This is a genomic window from Variovorax sp. EBFNA2, assembly GCF_033802765.1.
In the GTDB taxonomy this organism is placed as follows: domain Bacteria; phylum Pseudomonadota; class Gammaproteobacteria; order Burkholderiales; family Burkholderiaceae_C; genus Variovorax; species Variovorax paradoxus_H.
Genome location: NZ_CP138496.1, coordinates 5,756,497 through 5,772,033 on the forward strand (window position 1 = coordinate 5,756,497; position 15,537 = coordinate 5,772,033).

At 68.8% G+C, this 15,537-nt stretch carries 10 protein-coding genes; 2 read left to right on the top strand and 8 right to left on the bottom strand.

Going from position 1 to position 15,537, the window contains the following annotated elements:
- Window positions 1-297: 297 nt before the first annotated feature.
- Together RZE79_RS27080 and RZE79_RS27085 are read right to left on the bottom strand one after the other, a co-directional pair.
- Window positions 298-1,140, bottom strand: a complete 843-nt coding sequence (locus tag RZE79_RS27080; RefSeq protein WP_319357610.1) for an ABC transporter permease — start codon at window positions 1,138-1,140, stop codon at window positions 298-300.
- 8 nt (window positions 1,141-1,148) lie between these two features.
- Window positions 1,149-2,144, bottom strand: a complete 996-nt coding sequence (locus RZE79_RS27085; protein ID WP_319357611.1) for an ABC transporter ATP-binding protein — start codon at window positions 2,142-2,144, stop codon at window positions 1,149-1,151.
- Window positions 2,145-2,251: 107 nt separating this feature from the next.
- On the opposite strand from RZE79_RS27085, the gene RZE79_RS27090 reads away from it, so the two are divergent.
- Window positions 2,252-3,082 (top strand): HAD-IIB family hydrolase, encoded by an 831-nt coding sequence (locus RZE79_RS27090; RefSeq protein WP_319357612.1) that lies wholly within the window; start codon window positions 2,252-2,254, stop codon window positions 3,080-3,082.
- A gap of 127 nt (window positions 3,083-3,209) precedes the next feature.
- Here RZE79_RS27090 and RZE79_RS27095 read toward each other — a convergent pair whose 3' ends face one another.
- From RZE79_RS27095 to uvrA, 5 genes are all read right to left on the bottom strand, one after another.
- Window positions 3,210-4,406 (bottom strand): porin, encoded by a 1,197-nt coding sequence (locus RZE79_RS27095; protein ID WP_319357613.1) that lies wholly within the window; start codon window positions 4,404-4,406, stop codon window positions 3,210-3,212.
- Window positions 4,407-4,732: 326 nt separating this feature from the next.
- Window positions 4,733-5,707 (bottom strand): tripartite tricarboxylate transporter substrate binding protein, encoded by a 975-nt coding sequence (locus RZE79_RS27100; RefSeq protein WP_319357614.1) that lies wholly within the window; start codon window positions 5,705-5,707, stop codon window positions 4,733-4,735.
- 167 nt (window positions 5,708-5,874) lie between these two features.
- Window positions 5,875-6,915, bottom strand: a complete 1,041-nt coding sequence (locus RZE79_RS27105; protein WP_319357615.1) for a histone deacetylase family protein — start codon at window positions 6,913-6,915, stop codon at window positions 5,875-5,877.
- Window positions 6,916-6,949: 34 nt separating this feature from the next.
- Window positions 6,950-7,999, bottom strand: coding sequence for an ornithine cyclodeaminase (locus tag RZE79_RS27110; RefSeq protein WP_153281931.1), 1,050 nt, complete (start codon window positions 7,997-7,999; stop codon window positions 6,950-6,952).
- Window positions 8,000-8,115: 116 nt separating this feature from the next.
- A complete protein-coding gene (gene uvrA / locus RZE79_RS27115; RefSeq protein ID WP_319357616.1) occupies window positions 8,116-13,962 on the bottom strand; it encodes an excinuclease ABC subunit UvrA in 5,847 nt (1,948 codons plus the stop codon).
- A 185-nt stretch (window positions 13,963-14,147) separates the two neighbouring features.
- On the opposite strand from uvrA, the gene RZE79_RS27120 reads away from it, so the two are divergent.
- Window positions 14,148-15,278: an ABC transporter substrate-binding protein gene (locus tag RZE79_RS27120; protein WP_373696513.1), complete on the top strand. Its 1,131-nt coding sequence runs from the start codon at window positions 14,148-14,150 to the stop codon at window positions 15,276-15,278.
- Window positions 15,279-15,294: 16 nt separating this feature from the next.
- On the opposite strand, the gene RZE79_RS27125 is transcribed toward RZE79_RS27120, so the two are convergent.
- Window positions 15,295-15,477, bottom strand: coding sequence for a hypothetical protein (locus tag RZE79_RS27125; protein ID WP_153285922.1), 183 nt, complete (start codon window positions 15,475-15,477; stop codon window positions 15,295-15,297).
- Window positions 15,478-15,537 lie beyond the last annotated feature (60 nt).

A 15,537-nucleotide genomic window follows, 5' to 3' on the forward strand; every position in this document is an offset into this window, starting at 1 on the left:
TGGCCCTCTTGGCTTGGTTTGCCGCTGTTCAGGGCGCGTGCACAGGCCACCGGGTACTTCCCTCCGCGAATGTCCCCCGGGCTTCGCCCTCCTCCTTGATTTCGCTGCGGGAAGCACCCAGTGTCCTGCGCACACCGAGCGCGGTCGTTGTGCGGGTCGATCAACGACCGCACTGCCCAACGCTCACGTCGATGGGGTGCCTTGCGCAGCGAAATTAAGGGGGAGCCCGAAGGGCGGAGGACATTCGCGGAGCAAGGCTCCCCGTCGGCGTGAGTGCGCCCTGAACAGCGCTGCACCTTAACCACCCTGCACCTGCAGACTGCGCATCGTGCGCCCCATCGTGACCTTCCCGAACGCGACCAGCGCGACGATCCAGAAGCATTGCAGCCCCAAGCCGATCAACGCATGCCAGCCGCTCAACTGCCCGAAGTACAGCCGCGCCGGAATGTCGATCAGCCCGGCCAACGGCTGCACCAGCAGCGCGATCTGCCAGGCGTCGGGCAGCAGCGCCAGCGGCAGCAGGTTGCCCGAGAACACGATGACCACGGGCGTCGCGACCGCCTGGATGCCGCGCTCGTTGAGCGCCGCCGTGGTCGCCACGTTGAGCAACATCACCATCGCGGTGGAGAGCAGGAGGCCGAGCACCACCGACAGCAGGAACGCCGCGCCGGCCACGGCATTCGCAGGCCCTTGCCAGGCCCAGTCGCCCAGCCCCACCAGCGGCAGCGCGACCGCCGCGAAGGCCGCCATCAGCGCCACGCGCGGCAACAGGCGCGCTGCGATCCAACCCGCCGTGCGCGCGAACCACAGCGCGTACGCATCCACCGGGCGGAGCCGGTCGTAGGCGACCGCGCCGGTGCGCGCAGCCTGAGCCACTTCCGGGTCGCCGAGCCAGGGCATCAGCACCAGCAAACCTTGCGCGAGCCAGGTGTAGGTGATGGCCTGGGCCAGCGACATCGACGAGGCCGCGCCCGCGATGGCGCTGCCGCTGTAGAACGCGGCGAACACCATCACCTTGATGCCGCCCCACCAGCACTGCGTGGCAAAGCCCGCGAGCGCCGCCGTGCGGTACTGCAGCATCTGCAAAAAGCGCGAGACGAACGCCGCGACATACGGCCGGGCGAGTTCGCGCAGGCCCATGGCCGGCCTCACGCCTCGGCCGCTCCGTGCATGGCGTAGAAGCGCGCGATCACGGCTTCGATCGCAAGGCCTTCGAGGCGGATGTCTTCCACGGCGTGCGCGCCGGCGATGCGGGCGATGAGCGCGGGGGCGGGGGTCTGCTTGGGGTCGAAGTCGAGCACCAGCGTCTGGCCGTCGCGCGAGTGCACGGTGGCGCCGTCGACGTGCGCGGGCAGCGTGGCGTCTTGTGCAAAGTCGACCACCAGCCGGCGCTCGGCCAGCACCTGCGCGCGCAGCGCCTCGACCGGGCTGTCGGCCAGCACGCGGCCGTGGCCGATGACGATCACGCGCTGGGCCAGGGCCTCGATGTCGTGCATGTCGTGCGTGGTCAGCAGCACGGTGGTGCCGCGCTCGCGGTTGGCGCGCCGCACGAAGTCGCGCACGGCGAGCTTCGAGGGCGCATCGAGGCCGATGGTCGGCTCGTCGAGGAACAGGAGGTCGGGCTCGTGCAGCAGCGCCGCCGCAATCTCGGCGCGCATGCGCTGGCCCAGCGAAAGCTGGCGCACCGGCTGGTCGAGCACGCGCTCCAGGTGCAGCAGCGCGACCAGCTCGTCGCGTGTGCGGCGGTAGCGCTGCGGGTCGACGCGGTAGATGTCGCGCAGCAGGTCGAAGCCGTCGCCCACGGGCAGGTCCCACCACAGCTGCGTGCGCTGGCCGAAGACCACGCCGATGCGCGCCACGTGCCGCTCGCGGTCGGCAAAGGGGTCGCGGCCATCGACTTCCACGCGCCCGCCGTCGGGCCGCAGGATGCCCGACAGGATCTTGATGGTGGTCGACTTGCCCGCGCCGTTCGGCCCGATGAAGCCCAGCAGCTCGCCGCGCTCCAGCGCGAACGACACGCCCGACAGCGCCTCCACCGTGCGGTGGCGGCGCTGCAGCAGGCCGCGCAGCGCCCCGCGCAGACCGGGGTCGCGCTCGGACACACGGTAGGTCTTGCGGAGGTTGTCGACGAGGATGTGAGGCATGGTGAGAGACAGAAGCAGAGTGCCGCGCCGGCCCTGAAAGCGCGGCGGGGGCGGGATGCTACACGAAAGCGCCGGTACGATCACGGGCCTTCCCGAGAATCCTGCCCATGTCTTCGCCTCCCCCTGCCCTGCCCGCTTCGCCCCACCACCTGTTGCCGCTGACGCGCTGGCCCGCCGACGCGCGCACGGCATTGACCGGCGTGTTCACCGACATCGACGACACGCTCACCACCGACGGCGCCATCACGCCCGACGCATTGAAGGCACTGGCCGACCTGAAGGCCGCGGGCCTCGCGGTGGTGGCCATCACCGGCCGGCCCGTGGGCTGGAGCCTGCCCTTCGTGAACAGCTGGCCGGTCGATGCCATCGTGGCCGAGAACGGCGCGGTGGCGTTGGGGCCTGCGGCCGACGGCGGTGTCGAGAAGCGCTACCAGCAGGACGCCGCCACGCGCGCCGCCAACTTCGCGCGCATGCAGGCCGTGCTGGCGCGCATCGAGCGCGAGATTCCCGGCGCCGGCCGCGCCACCGACTCGCCCGGGCGCGAGACCGACATCGCGATCGACCACAGCGAGTTCGTGACGCTCGACGACGACACCATCGCGCGCGTCGTCGCGCTGATGCGCGGCGAGGGCATGCACGCCACCGTGAGCAGCATCCACATCAACGGCTGGTACGGCGACAACGACAAGCTCGAAGGCGCGCGCTGGATCGTGCGCGAACTCTGGGGCCGCACGCTCGACGACGAGATGGACCGCTGGGCCTACGTGGGCGATTCCACCAACGACCAGCTGATGTTCCGCAGCTTCGCGCACAGCATCGGCGTGGCGAACGTCGCGCGCTTCGTGCCGCAGCTGGAGCACCTGCCGCGCTACGTAACGCAGGGCGAGCGCGGCGCAGGGTTTGCCGAAGCGGCGCACGCGGTGCTGTCGGCGCGCTGAGCCACGCCGTCTTCCGGGGCCGCAGACGAAAAAAAGGCCCGCACGAGGCGGGCCGAATGGACCGGTTGAACGACCCTTGGAGAAACTTGCGGGGGTGCGGTCGCGCAGTACGCGACCGCTCAAACCATCAGAACGTGTGGCGGATGCCGAACTCGTAGCCCATCGAGCTCTTGGCCTGCAGCGCCGTGCGGTTGAACGTGGTGGCGTACGACGGGCCTGCACCCACCGTGAGGCCTGCGCCGTTCTTGTTGCTGACGCGCGCGACCGTGCCGTACAGCGCGGTGCGCTTGGACAGGTTGTGCACGTAGCCCAGCGCGAGCTTGCTGGCCTTCGGGTCGGCGTTGTTCACGCCGAAGACCGGCACGCGGTTGAAGTCGTACTTGACGTGCGCGTACGACGCGCGGATCACGCCCGGGCCGATCGGCACGGTCACGCCCAGCAGGTAGCCCGTGAGGTCCACGTCCTGGCCGGTCGTGAAGATGTTCAGCGCGTTGCGCTCGTCCTTCGAACGCGAGACTTCACCGAACAGCTTGGCCACGCCGAAGTCGTAGGTCGCGCCGAGGTTGAAGGTCTTGATCTTGCCCGGACGCGCCACGGCGGCGGCACCGCTGCCGGACGTGAAGCTGGTGTCGTTCTGCGCGTAGCTGGCGGCGATGTCGAACGGACCCGTCGTGTAGCCCAGGCGTCCGCCGATGTGGCGGCCGGTGTTGGTGCTGGCGGCGGTGTCGGGCGACAGGCGCGTCTGCTCGGCCAGGCCGTAGGCCACGTTGCCGTACAGGCCGCCCAGGCGCGGCAGGAAGTACTGCACCATGTTGCTGGCGCGCTTGTAGGTGCTGTTGCTGCCGTAGCCGCTGCCCGACAGGCTGGCTTCGTTGGCGTCGATGATCAGCGAGCCGCCGATGCCGGTGTCGCCGAACGGATCGAACTGTTCTTCGTTCATCACCGTCGCGGTCTTGTCGCGGCCCAGGCGCAGTTCGCCGAAGCTGCCTGCCAGGCTCACCGTCGAACGGCGGGTGAAGCTCGACACGCCGGTGGCGCCGTCGTCGTTGGTGATCGGGGCTTCGAGCCAGAAGCTGGCCGACAGGCCGCCGCCCAGGTCTTCCACGCCGCGGAAGCCGAGACGGCTCGAGCTCAGGCCCGAATTCGCCAGCTCGGTGCGGCTGGCCTTCACGCTGTAGGCGGGACCGAAGGGGTTGGTCGAAACGCTCTTGTTCGCTACGTTGCGGTAGGCGGCATCGACCACGCCGAACAGGGTCACGGTCGATTGCGCCGACGCGGCGCCGCAGGCTGCGATGGCAGCCAGAACAAGCAGGGATTTTTTCATTCGTGTCACTCCAGGGATGGGAAAGTCGCTGCACCGACATCGGGCGCGACAGTGGGACGTCCGGGCGATGCCGCCGCGAGACTGGGTCCGAGTTTTCCTTCGCTGGAAGACAAAGGGATTACATGGGGTTAACGCCTAAATTGCAGAGGGTTTTAGGGGGTGAGTTCGGGACACCGATCGGGGATCGGGGTAGGCGCTGCATGGCGCAGGCCGAAACGTGCATAGAAAAATCGAATTTCTATACACGTCGTCGACGACGTGCATAGAAACCGGCGGAATCCATGTTCAGCAGCGACCGTGGCCGCGGCTGTCGTGTTCCCTCCGCCTCACTTCTCCTTCGCCAACCCCAGCTTGTCGATGATCACCTTCTCGCGCACCACCGTGTCCTGCGCGAACTTGGTGTACGTGGCCGAGCTCATGTAGTTGGGCAGCATGTCGTAGCGGCCGAGCGAGGCGACGTAGCTCGGTTCTTCCATCGCCTGTTTGAAGGCGTCGTGCAGCTTCTTCACGACTTCGGGCGAGGTGCCCTTGGGCGCGCCGATGCCGAAGGGCGAGTTCTGCACCACGTCGTAGCCCAGCTCTTTGAGCGTGGGCGCGTCGGGGAACTTGGCCAGGCGCTTGTCGCCCCAGGTGTTGAGCACGCGCAGCTTGCCGGCCTCGACCTGCGGCGCGAAGCCGGTGCTGTCGGCTGCGGCCATGAGCTGGCCGCTGACCACGGCCAGCATCAGGTCGGCGCTGCCCTTGTAGGGCACGTGCTGCAGCGTGATGCCGGCCTTCTGCGCAATGATCTCGGTCGTGAGATGCGGGCTGGTCAGGTTGCCGGTCGAGCCGTAGGTGAGCTTGCCGGGGTTGGCCTTGGCATAGGCGACGAAGTCGGCCCAGGTCTTGAAGGGGCTGTCGGCCGGCACGACGATGCCGAAGGCATAGCCGGTGACGTTCAGCACGTACGTGATGTCCTTGAGCGGGTCCCAGTTGATCTTGGTGGTGTAGCCCAGGCGGAACACGCCCAGCGGAATCTGCGCGACGGTGTAGCCGTCGGGCTGCGCGGTCTGCAGCGCCTGCGCGGGCAGCGTGCCGCCGGCGCCGGGCTTGTTGTCGACGATCACGGGCTGGCCCAGGATCTTGCTGGCGTTGTCGGCCAGCTGGCGCATGGTGATGTCGGTCGGGCCGCCGGCAGGAAAGGCGATGACCAGCTTGATGGGCTTGGCGGGAAAGGCCTGCTGCGCAAAGGCCGCCAGCGGGGAGACGAGGCCGCACGCGGCAAGCGTGGCGGCACAGAGGAGCGAAGATCGGCGGAGCATGGCTGACGGGTTCCTGAAACTTGGGAAAGCGCCGATTGGGCCCGGCCCGGTGGTCGAAGGCAATCGGGGCTCCCCTGATTTCCCGGGGAAACCAGGGCCTATTCAGGCCGCGCAGTCGCCTGCGCGTCAGCAGCGGCGCCCGAGGGGGCTCCCGCTGCTTCGGTTGCTTACTTCTGCGCGAAGCCTTCGAGCACGTTCACCGTGTTGACGCCCACTTCGGCCACCGCATAACCGCCTTCGAACACGAACACCGTCGGCAACCCCAGGCGCGCGAGGTCTTCGCCCATGCGCAGGTAGTCGTCGCTCTTCAGCCTGAAGCCCGAGATCGGGTCGCCCTCGAAGGTGTCGACGCCCAGCGACACCACGAGCGCGCCGGCTTTCACCTTCGCGATGCCGTCGATCGCCGTCTTGAGCGCCGCGCGCCAAGCCGCAAAGTCGGTGCCGCGCGGCAGCGGCAGGTTGTGGTTGAAGCCCTCGCCCTTGCCGGCGCCGCGCTCGTCGGCATGGCCGAGGTAGTACGGGTAGTCGGTGAGCGGGTCGCCATGCAGGCTGGCGAAGTGCACGTCGCTGCGCTCGTAGAAGATCGCCTGCGTGCCGTTGCCGTGGTGGTAGTCGACGTCGAGCACCGCCACGCGCTCGACACCCGCATCGCGCAGTGCCTGCGCGGCGACGGCGGCGTTGTTGACGAAGCAGTAGCCGCCGAAGAAGTCGGCGCCCGCATGGTGGCCCGGCGGGCGCGTGAGCGCGAAGGCGCTGCGCTGGCCGGCGAGCACGCGCTGCGCCGCGGTCCACGCGCAGGCGGCGCCCTGTCGCGCCGCGGCCCAGCTGCCGGCCGTGAGCGGTGTCCCCGCATCGAACGAGAAGAGGCCCAGGCGCGCCGGAAAACTCTGCGGCAGCACGTCGGTGCGCATGCCGCGCGTGGGCCAGTAAGAAGGCAAGGCATCGCGCGAGGCATTGGCCGGATCGAGCGCCACCCATTCGTCCCACGCGCCGGCGATGAAGTCCAGGTAGCGCGGCGCATGCACCTTCGCCAGCAGGGCATCGTCGAGCGCATCGGGCGACTGCAACGGGCCGAGGCCGCGCCGTTCCAGTTCGTGCCTCACATGGTCGACGCGCGCGGGCACCTCGAAGCAGGGCACCAGCTCGCCCCGGAACATTTCGACTTTGCCTTGGTGCAGTGCGTGCTGATCGTTGTAGATGGTGAGCATGAAGCAGCGAGAAGCGTGACGACAGGGGCCGCCATCATGCCGCACGCCGCAGCACCGCCCGGCGCCGCCCCGAGGCGGTGAGGCCGAACAGGTCCTTCGGGTCGTCGAGCTCGGGCACCAGCGCGATCTGCCGGCCCACGCCGCGCTCCAGCGCCAGCTGCTGGATGCAGCGCAGCGCCGTGTAGTCCTCCAGCGCGAAGCCGACCGAGTCGAACACCGTCACCTGCTCGGGCCGCTCGCGCCCCGGCACTTCGCCCAGCAGCACGCGCCACAGCTCGTGCACCGGGAAGTCGGGCGGCAGCTGCTGGATCTCCCCCTCGATGCGCGTCTGCGGCTCGTACTCGACGAACACGCGCGCGCCGCGCAGCACGTCGGGATGCAGCTCGGTCTTGCCGGGCGAATCGCCGCCCACGGCGTTGATGTGCATGCCGGGCTCGATCATCTCGGGTGTGAGCACGGTCGCGTGGCCCTGGTAGGCGGTGATGGTGGTCACGATGTCGGCGCCGCGCACCGCCTCGGCGGTGGAGCCGGCGCGCACGATCTCCATCGGCGTGCAGGCCGCGAGGTGGCGCACCAGCTTGTCAGTGGCGTGCGGGTCGGTGTCGAACACGCGCACCTGCCCGATACCCAGCAGCGCATGGAAGGCCAGCGCCTGGAACTCGCTCTGCGAGCCGTTGCCGATGATGGCGAGGCTGCGTGCGTCGGGCCGCGCCAGCGCCTTGGCGGCCATCGCCGAGGTGGCGGCCGTGCGCAGCGCGGTGGTGAGCGTGAGTTCGGACAGCAGCACGGGGTAGCCCGTGTCGACCTCGGCCAGCACCCCGAAGGCCATGACCGTGGGCAGGCCGACCTGCGTGTTGTGCGGATGGCCGTTGACGTACTTGAAGGCGTAGGCGCCGTCGTCGGCCACGGGCATGAGTTCGATCACGCCCAGGTGCGAATGGCTGGCCACGCGCGCCTTCTTGTCGAACTCGCGCCAGCGCAGAAAATCGTCGCGCAGCGCGTCGGCCAGGGTGACGAGGAATTGCGGGACGCCGGTCTCATCCACCAGGCGAACCAGGCTGTGCACATCGATGAAGCGGGTCATGGCGCGGCTCCTTGCGTAGCCCTGACACGGCGCTTCATCCGTTCACATGGTCTCCACCATGGCTGATTCAGGATGCGCCTGCGCCAAGGGTTCAAGCCATTGTGCGCCTGCGCGCGTCAACGTGCCAACACGGCCTTTAGAGCTACGCCAGTGTGCGTACCCAACCGCACCACCTCCTCCGGCGGCGCCGCCGCGACGATGCGCCCGCCGGCGTTGCCGCCCTCGGGGCCGAGGTCGATGATCCAGTCGGCTTCGGCGATCAGGTCGAGGTCGTGCTCGATCACCACCACGCTGTGGCCGCCGTTCACCAGCCGGTGCAGCACGTGGATCAGCTTCTCGACGTCGGCCATGTGCAGGCCCACGGTCGGCTCGTCGAGCACGTACAGCGTGTGCGGCGGTTTCTGGCCGCGGCGGGTGATGTCGTCGCGCACCTTGCTGAGTTCGGTCACCAGCTTGATGCGCTGCGCCTCGCCGCCCGACAGCGTGGGCGACGGCTGCCCCAGCGTGAGGTAGCCCAGGCCCACGTCCTTCAGCAGCTGCAGCGGATGCGCGATGTTGGGCATGCTGGCAAAGAACTCCACCGCCTCGTCGACCTCCATCTTCAGCACGTCGCCGATGCTCTTGCCGCGCCAGCTCACGGCCAGCGTCTCGGGGTTGAAGCGCGCGCCGTGGCAGACCTCGCACGGCACCTTCACGTCGGGCAGGAAGCTCATCTCGATGGTGCGCACGCCCGCGCCGTCGCAGCCCGGGCAGCGGCCTTCGCCGGTGTTGAAGCTGAAGCGCGCCGGGCCGTAGCCGCGCGCCCTGGCTTCGAGCGTGTCGGCAAAGAGCTTGCGGATGGTGTCCCAGAAGCCGATGTAGGTGGCGGGGCAGCTGCGCGGCGTCTTGCCGATGGGCGTCTGGTCGACCTCGAGCACGCGGTCGATGACCGCGTAGCCGTCGACGCCGCGGCAGCCGACCCAGGCCGGGCGCTTGCCCGCGGCATCGGCGTCGCGACCGGCCTTGGTCATGCGCTGCACGACGATGCCCTGCACGCTGGCCAGCAGCACGTCGCGCGCGAGCGTCGATTTGCCCGAGCCGCTGACGCCCGTGACCACCACGAGGCGGTGCAGCGGCAGCGTGGCGGTCACGTCCTGCAGGTTGTGCAGGTCGGCGCCGTGCACGGTGAGCCAGTTGCCGCTGTCTTCCGCCTTCGGATCGGGCGAGGGAATCAGGCGGCGCGCCTGCAGCGGGTGCTTGATGGCATCGCGCAGGTAGCGGCCGGTCTGCGAATCGCCGGCCTTCTGGATGTCGGCCACCGTGCCCTCGGCCACGAGGCGGCCGCCGCGCTTGCCGGCGCTGGGGCCGATGTCGATGATGTGGTCGGCGCGGCGGATGGTGTCTTCGTCGTGCTCCACCACCACCAGCGTGTTGCCCTTTTCGCCGAGCTTGTGCAGCGCGTTCAGCAAAATCTGGTTGTCGCGCGCATGCAGGCCGATGGTCGGCTCGTCGAGCACGTAGCACACGCCCTGCAGGTTGCTGCCCAGCTGCGCCGCGAGGCGGATGCGCTGCGCCTCGCCGCCCGAGAGCGTGGGCGCGCCCCGGTCGAGCGTGAGGTAACCCAGGCCCACCTCTTCGAGGAATTCGAGGCGGCTCTTGATCTCGGGCACGAGGTCGCGCGCGATCTCGGCTTCGCGGCCGTTGAGCACCAGCCCTTCGAACCACTGGCGCACTTCGGTGACGCTCATGCGCGCCAACTGCGTGATGCCGATGCCGCCCGAGCCGTCGGCCGCGGTGCCGAAGCCCACGGCGCGCGCGGTGGCGTTCAGGCGCGTGCCTTCGCAGGTCGGGCACGCCACGTCGGCGAGGTCTTCGACCTCGGGCTCGGCGAAGGTCTGTTCGCGGCCCTTGTTGTCGTCGTCGCGGATCGAATCGTCGAAGACCTTGCGCTGGTCCTTGCTGAGCTTCACGCCCGTCCCCACGCAGTCGGGGCACCAGCCGTGCTTGCTGTTGTAGCTGAACAGGCGCGGGTCGAGCTCGGCGTAGCTGGTGCTGCACACCGGGCAGGCGCGCAGCGTGGAGAACACGTGCACGCGGCCGATGCCGGTGGCCGACACGCCGGCCGCCATCGCGGCACGCAGGCCGTCGAGTTCGCTCAGCACATGCACCACGCCCTTGCCGTGCTCCAGCGCCCGGGTGAGCGCCGCGCGCAGCTCGTTCTCCTGCGAGGGCAGCACGTCGAGGCTGGCCACGGGCAGCTCGATGCTGTGTTCCTTGAAGCGGTCGATGCGCGGGAAGCCCGTGGTCGGCAGAAAGTCGCCGTCCACGCGCAGGTGCGTGAAGCCGCGCGGGCGCGCCCAGTCGGCCAGCTCGGTGTACACGCCCTTGCGGTTGCTCACCAGCGGCGCGAGCAGGCCGATGTGCTGGCCCTTGAAGTTGCGCATGAGCTGCGCGGCGATGCTGTCGGGCGTCTGCGGCTGCACGGCGGCGCCGTCGTGCACGCAGTGCTGGATGCCCAGCTTCACGTACAGCAGGCGCAGGAAGTGCCACACCTCGGTGGTGGTGCCCACCGTGCTCTTGCGGCCGCCGCGCGACAGGCGCTGCTCGATGGCCACGGTCGGCGGAATGCCGTACACCGCGTCGACCTCGGGCCGGCCCGCGGGCTGCACGATGCTGCGCGCATAGGCGTTGAGCGATTCGAGGTAGCGGCGCTGGCCTTCGTTGAAAAGAATGTCGAACGCGAGCGTCGACTTGCCCGAGCCGCTCACGCCCGTCACCACGCTGAACTTGCCGCGTGGAATGTTCACGCTGAGGTTCTTCAGGTTGTGCTCGCGCGCGTTGACGATCTCGATGGCGTTGCTGCCCGGCGCCGTTTTCGCATTGGCGATGTAGCGCCGCGCGGCGCGCTCGGCCACCTTGTAGGCACCGGGGCCGATGGCCAGTTCGTAGTCGGCCAGTGCCGCGCCGGTGAGCGAGGCGCGGTTCTCGCGCAGCTGCTCGGGCGTGCCTTCGGCCACCACTTCGCCGCCGCCCTCGCCGCCTTCGGGGCCGAGGTCGATGAGCCAGTCGCTGGCGCGGATCACGTCGAGGTTGTGCTCGATGACGATCAGCGAATGACCCGCGTCGAGCAGCTTGCGCAGCGCGCGCATGAGCCGCGCGATGTCGTCGAAGTGCAGGCCGGTGGTCGGCTCGTCGAACAAAAACAGCGTGCCCTTGCGCGCCACCATCTGGCGGCTCGCGGTCGCGCTCTTGGCCGCTTCGGCCAGGAAGCCCGCGAGCTTCAGGCGCTGGGCCTCGCCGCCCGACAGCGTGGGCACGGGCTGGCCGAGCTTCACGTAGTCCAGGCCCACGTCGACGATGGGCTGCAGCACGCGCAGCACGTCACGGTCGGTGTCGAACAGCGCCGCAGCCTCGGCCACGGTGAGCTCCAGGATGTCGGCCACGTTGTAGCCACGGCCCTTGCGCTCGATCTTCACTTCGAGAATCTCGGGCCGGTAGCGCTTGCCGTCGCAGTCGGGGCAGCGCAGGTACACGTCCGACAGGAACTGCATCTCGACGTGCTCGAAGCCCGAGCCGCCGCAGGTCGGGCAGCGACCGTCGCCCGAGTTGAAACTGAACTTGCTCGCGGTGTAGCCGCGCTGGCGCGACAGCGCCGCGGTGGCGAAGATCTCGCGGATGGCGTCCCACGCGCCCACATAGCTCGCGGGGTTGGAACGCGCGGTCTTGCCGATGGGCGACTGGTCGACGAACACCACGTCGCCCAGGTGATCGGCGCCGAGCATGCGGTCGTGCGCGCCCGGCGTTTCGGTGGCCTTGCCGAAGTGGCGCATGAGCGCGGGCGCCAGCACGTCCTGGATCAGCGTCGACTTGCCCGAGCCGCTCACGCCGGTCACGCACACGAGGCGCGCGAGCGGAAAGTCGACCGTGATGTTCTTCAGGTTGTGCTCGCGCACGCCTTCGAGAATGAGCCGGTGCGTGTTCTCGCTCACGAGCCGCTTGAAGCCCATGCCGATCTTCTTGCGCCCGCCCAGGTACTGGCCGGTGAGCGTGTCGGCGTCGCGCAGCATGTCGGTGGTGCCGTCGAACACGATCTGTCCGCCGCGCACGCCGGGGCCGGGGCCCATGTCGATCACGCGGTCGGCGGCGAGCATCACGGCCGGATCGTGCTCGACCACCACCAGCGTGTTGCCCGCATCGCGCAGGCGCAGCATGGCCTCGGTGATGCGGTTCATGTCGCGCGGGTGCAGGCCAATGCTGGGCTCGTCGAGCACGAAGAGCGTGTTCACCAGCGAGGTGCCCAGCGCGGTCGTGAGGTTGATGCGCTGCACCTCGCCGCCGCTGAGCGTGCGGCTCTGGCGGTCGAGCGTGAGGTAGCCGATGCCGACGTCGTGCAGGTAGCGCAGGCGGGTGGTGATTTCCTCATGGAGGAGCTTGAGGGCCTGGGCTTCGCCCTGTCTTGCGCCTTCCCCCGCTGGGGGAAGGTGGGGATGGGGGCTCTCGGCCTCCACCACCGCCACAGCCTTTGCAGAGGCCGCGTGCCCCCACCCCTGCCCTCCCCCAGCGGGGGAGGGAGCCAAACCCATGCGGTCGAAGAACCGCCGCAACCGCTCGATGGGCAACAGCATCAGGTCATGCAGGCACAACCCGGGCAGCGCTTCGAGCTGCGCCCGCGTCCACTTCACGCCGGTGGGCATGAACCGCTTCTCGGGCGGCAGCACCGCATCCGCGTCTTCCTTGCTGCCGATGCGCCAGATCAGGCTGTCGAGCTTCAGCCGCGCGCCGCTGCACACGGGGCACGGCGTGTAGCTGCGGTACTTCGACAAGAGCACGCGGATGTGCATCTTGTAGGCCTTGCTCTCCAGGTAGCCGAAGAAGCGGCGCACGCCGTACCACTGCTTGTTCCAGTTGCCTTCCTTGTAGTTGGGCGTGCCCTCGATCACCCAGTGCTTCTGCTCCTCGGTGAGCTTGTTCCACGGCGTGTCGCGCGGAATGCCGGCGGCCTCGGCGTGGCGCATGAGGTCGTCCTGCGCTTCTTTCCACGCGGGCGTCTGGATGGTCTTGATGGCGCCGGCGCGCAGCGTGAGCTTGTCGTTCGGGATCACGAGGCCCAGGTCGACGCCGATCACGCGGCCGAAGCCGCGACAGGTGTCGCAGGCGCCCACCGCCGAGTTGAACGAGAACATCGACGGGATCGGGTCGGTGTAGCGGATGTCGCTTTCGGGGCAGTGCAGGCCGGTCGAAAACTTCCACACATCGGTGGGCGCGTTCTCTTCCGCGCCAGTCGCATGCACGGTGACGCGCCCGCTGCCGCGCTTGAGCGCCACTTCGATCGCCTCGACCACGCGCGCCCGCTCGGCGCTCGAGATGCGGAAGCGGTCGGCCACCACGTCGAGCACCTTGCGCGGGCCGGTGGGCGTGGCGAGCTCGCGCTCGGCCTGCACGCGCGTGAAGCCGCTGGCCGACAGCCACTGCGTCACTTCTTCGGCCGACGTGCCCGCGGGCAGCTCGACCGGAAAGGTGATGACGATGCGCGGGTCGCCCGCGGCCGCGGCGCGCTCGGCGATCTGCGCATAGATGCTGTCGGGCGAGTCGTGGCGCACCGGCAGCGCGGTCTCTCGGTCGAACAGCTGGGCCGCGCGCGCGTAGAGCAGCTTCAGGTGGTCGTTCAGCTCGGTCATCGTGCCGACCGTGGAGCGCGAGGAGCGCACCGGGTTGGTCTGGTCGATGGCGATGGCGGGCGGCACACCCTCCACCTTGTCGACGGCGGGCTTGTCCATGCGGTCCAGGAACTGGCGCGCGTAGGCGGAAAAGGTCTCCACGTAGCGGCGCTGGCCTTCGGCGTAGAGGGTGTCGAACACCAGGCTCGACTTGCCCGAGCCGCTCGGCCCGGTGACCACGGTCATCTCGCCGGTGCGGATGTCGAGGTCGAGGTTCTGGAGGTTGTGCTGGCGCGCGCCGCGAATCCGGATGGAGCCCTGTGTCATGAGTGCCTTGAGGGGTGGGGCAAACATTCTAGGGAGCGCATCGTGACGCTTCCGCCCACCCCGCCACATGGGCGGCGCCCGCGCAGGGGTTTGTCCGGATTCGCCTTGAGACACTTTGTGAAACAAATGCGACATTTGTTTTCACAATTGTCCGGCGAGTCTGCAGACGACTCCGAAAGGTTTCCATGACGAAGAAGAAGGTGGCAGGTTCACGGCACGCGCTCAGCGTGGCCGTCCTGCTGGCGCTGTGCGCCATGGGCGCCTCGGCCCAGATCGTGATCGGCCAGACCGCCGGCATGACCGGCTCGGTGGCTGCGAGCGTGAACGAGACCATCGGTGGCGCGCAGCTGGTGATCGACGCGGCCAATGCCCAGGGCGGCATCCACGGCGAGAAGATCGAGGTGATCCGCATGGACGACGCCTTCGACGTGAAGCGCGCGGGCGACAACGCACGCGCACTCATCGAAGACAAGAAGGTGCTCGCGCTCTTCATGAGCCGCGGCACGCCGCACTCGCAGGCCATCATCCCGTACCTGGACAAGAACGAGGTGGCGCTCATCGGCCCCTCGACCGGTGCGATGGTGCTGCACAAGCCGCTGCAAAAGCACGTGTTCAACGTGCGCGCCACCTACCAGCGCGAGGCCGAGAAGGCGGTGCAGCACCTGCTGACCATCGGCCTCACGCGCATCGCCGTGGTCCACGTGACCGACTCGTTCGGCGCCGATGCGCTGCAGGGCGCGATGAACGGCTTCACCAAGGGCAAGGCCCAGCCGATCGCCACCGTGCCGGCCGACCGCGAGAAGCCCGACTACAAGACCATCGTGCCCGCCATCCTGAAGGCCGACGCGCAGGCGGTGGTGTGGATCGGCTCGGGCGTGGCGGTGGTCGACGGCATCAAGGCGCTGCGCGCCGCGGGCTCGGCGGCGCAGGTGGTCACGCTGTCGAACAACGCCTCGTCGGGCTTCATCAAACAGTTGGGCGACGCCAGCCGCGGCGTGATCGTGACGCAGGTGTTCCCCAACGAACGCTCGATGGGCCAGCCGATGGTGAAAGAGGCGCTGACGCTCGCCCGCGCCAAGGGCCAGGGCGAGCTGTCACCGGCCGCGCTCGAGGGCTTCGCCTCGGCCAAGGTGCTGGTGGAAGCCTTGCGCCGCGCCGGCCCCAAGCCCACGCGCGCCAAGGTGCTCGCGGCACTCGAAAGCCTCAAGGGCTACGACCTGGGCGGCGGGCTCGAAGTGAGCTACTCGCCGCAGGACCACAGCGGCATCGACTTCGCGGACCTGGCCATCATCAGCGAAGGCCGCTTCAAGCGCTGACGCGAACCGCGTCGCGTTACTTCGCGGCGGAAGCCGCGGCAGCCGGTGCCGAAGCTCCTGCAGCAGCAGGGGCTGCCGGCGCGTGCGTCGTATCGCCGCCGTGCTTCTCGCCGGACATGTCGATCTTGTCGCCGCCCATCGAAATCACATACAGGGCAATGGCAGCGAAGATGACGAAGCCGACAACGATTTTCCACATGGGGACTGTCTCCTGAGAAGGTGAGAAAAAGGGGAAGAGAACGTTCAAGAAAAAGGCCTC

What these genes read in the sequence shown, in the direction of transcription:
- RZE79_RS27090 (WP_319357612.1), top strand. Translation starts at nt 2,252, where the DNA reads ATGTCTTCGCCTCCCCCTGCCCTGCCCGCTTCGCCCCACCACCTGTTG.
- RZE79_RS27100 (WP_319357614.1), bottom strand. Translation starts at nt 5,707, where the DNA reads ATGCTCCGCCGATCTTCGCTCCTCTGTGCCGCCACGCTTGCCGCGTGC.
- RZE79_RS27085 (WP_319357611.1), bottom strand. Translation starts at nt 2,144, where the DNA reads ATGCCTCACATCCTCGTCGACAACCTCCGCAAGACCTACCGTGTGTCC.
- RZE79_RS27125 (WP_153285922.1), bottom strand. Translation starts at nt 15,477, where the DNA reads ATGTGGAAAATCGTTGTCGGCTTCGTCATCTTCGCTGCCATTGCCCTG.
- uvrA (WP_319357616.1), bottom strand. Translation starts at nt 13,962, where the DNA reads ATGACACAGGGCTCCATCCGGATTCGCGGCGCGCGCCAGCACAACCTC.
- RZE79_RS27120 (WP_373696513.1), top strand. Translation starts at nt 14,148, where the DNA reads ATGACGAAGAAGAAGGTGGCAGGTTCACGGCACGCGCTCAGCGTGGCC.
- RZE79_RS27105 (WP_319357615.1), bottom strand. Translation starts at nt 6,915, where the DNA reads ATGCTCACCATCTACAACGATCAGCACGCACTGCACCAAGGCAAAGTC.
- RZE79_RS27095 (WP_319357613.1), bottom strand. Translation starts at nt 4,406, where the DNA reads ATGAAAAAATCCCTGCTTGTTCTGGCTGCCATCGCAGCCTGCGGCGCC.
- RZE79_RS27110 (WP_153281931.1), bottom strand. Translation starts at nt 7,999, where the DNA reads ATGACCCGCTTCATCGATGTGCACAGCCTGGTTCGCCTGGTGGATGAG.
- RZE79_RS27080 (WP_319357610.1), bottom strand. Translation starts at nt 1,140, where the DNA reads ATGGGCCTGCGCGAACTCGCCCGGCCGTATGTCGCGGCGTTCGTCTCG.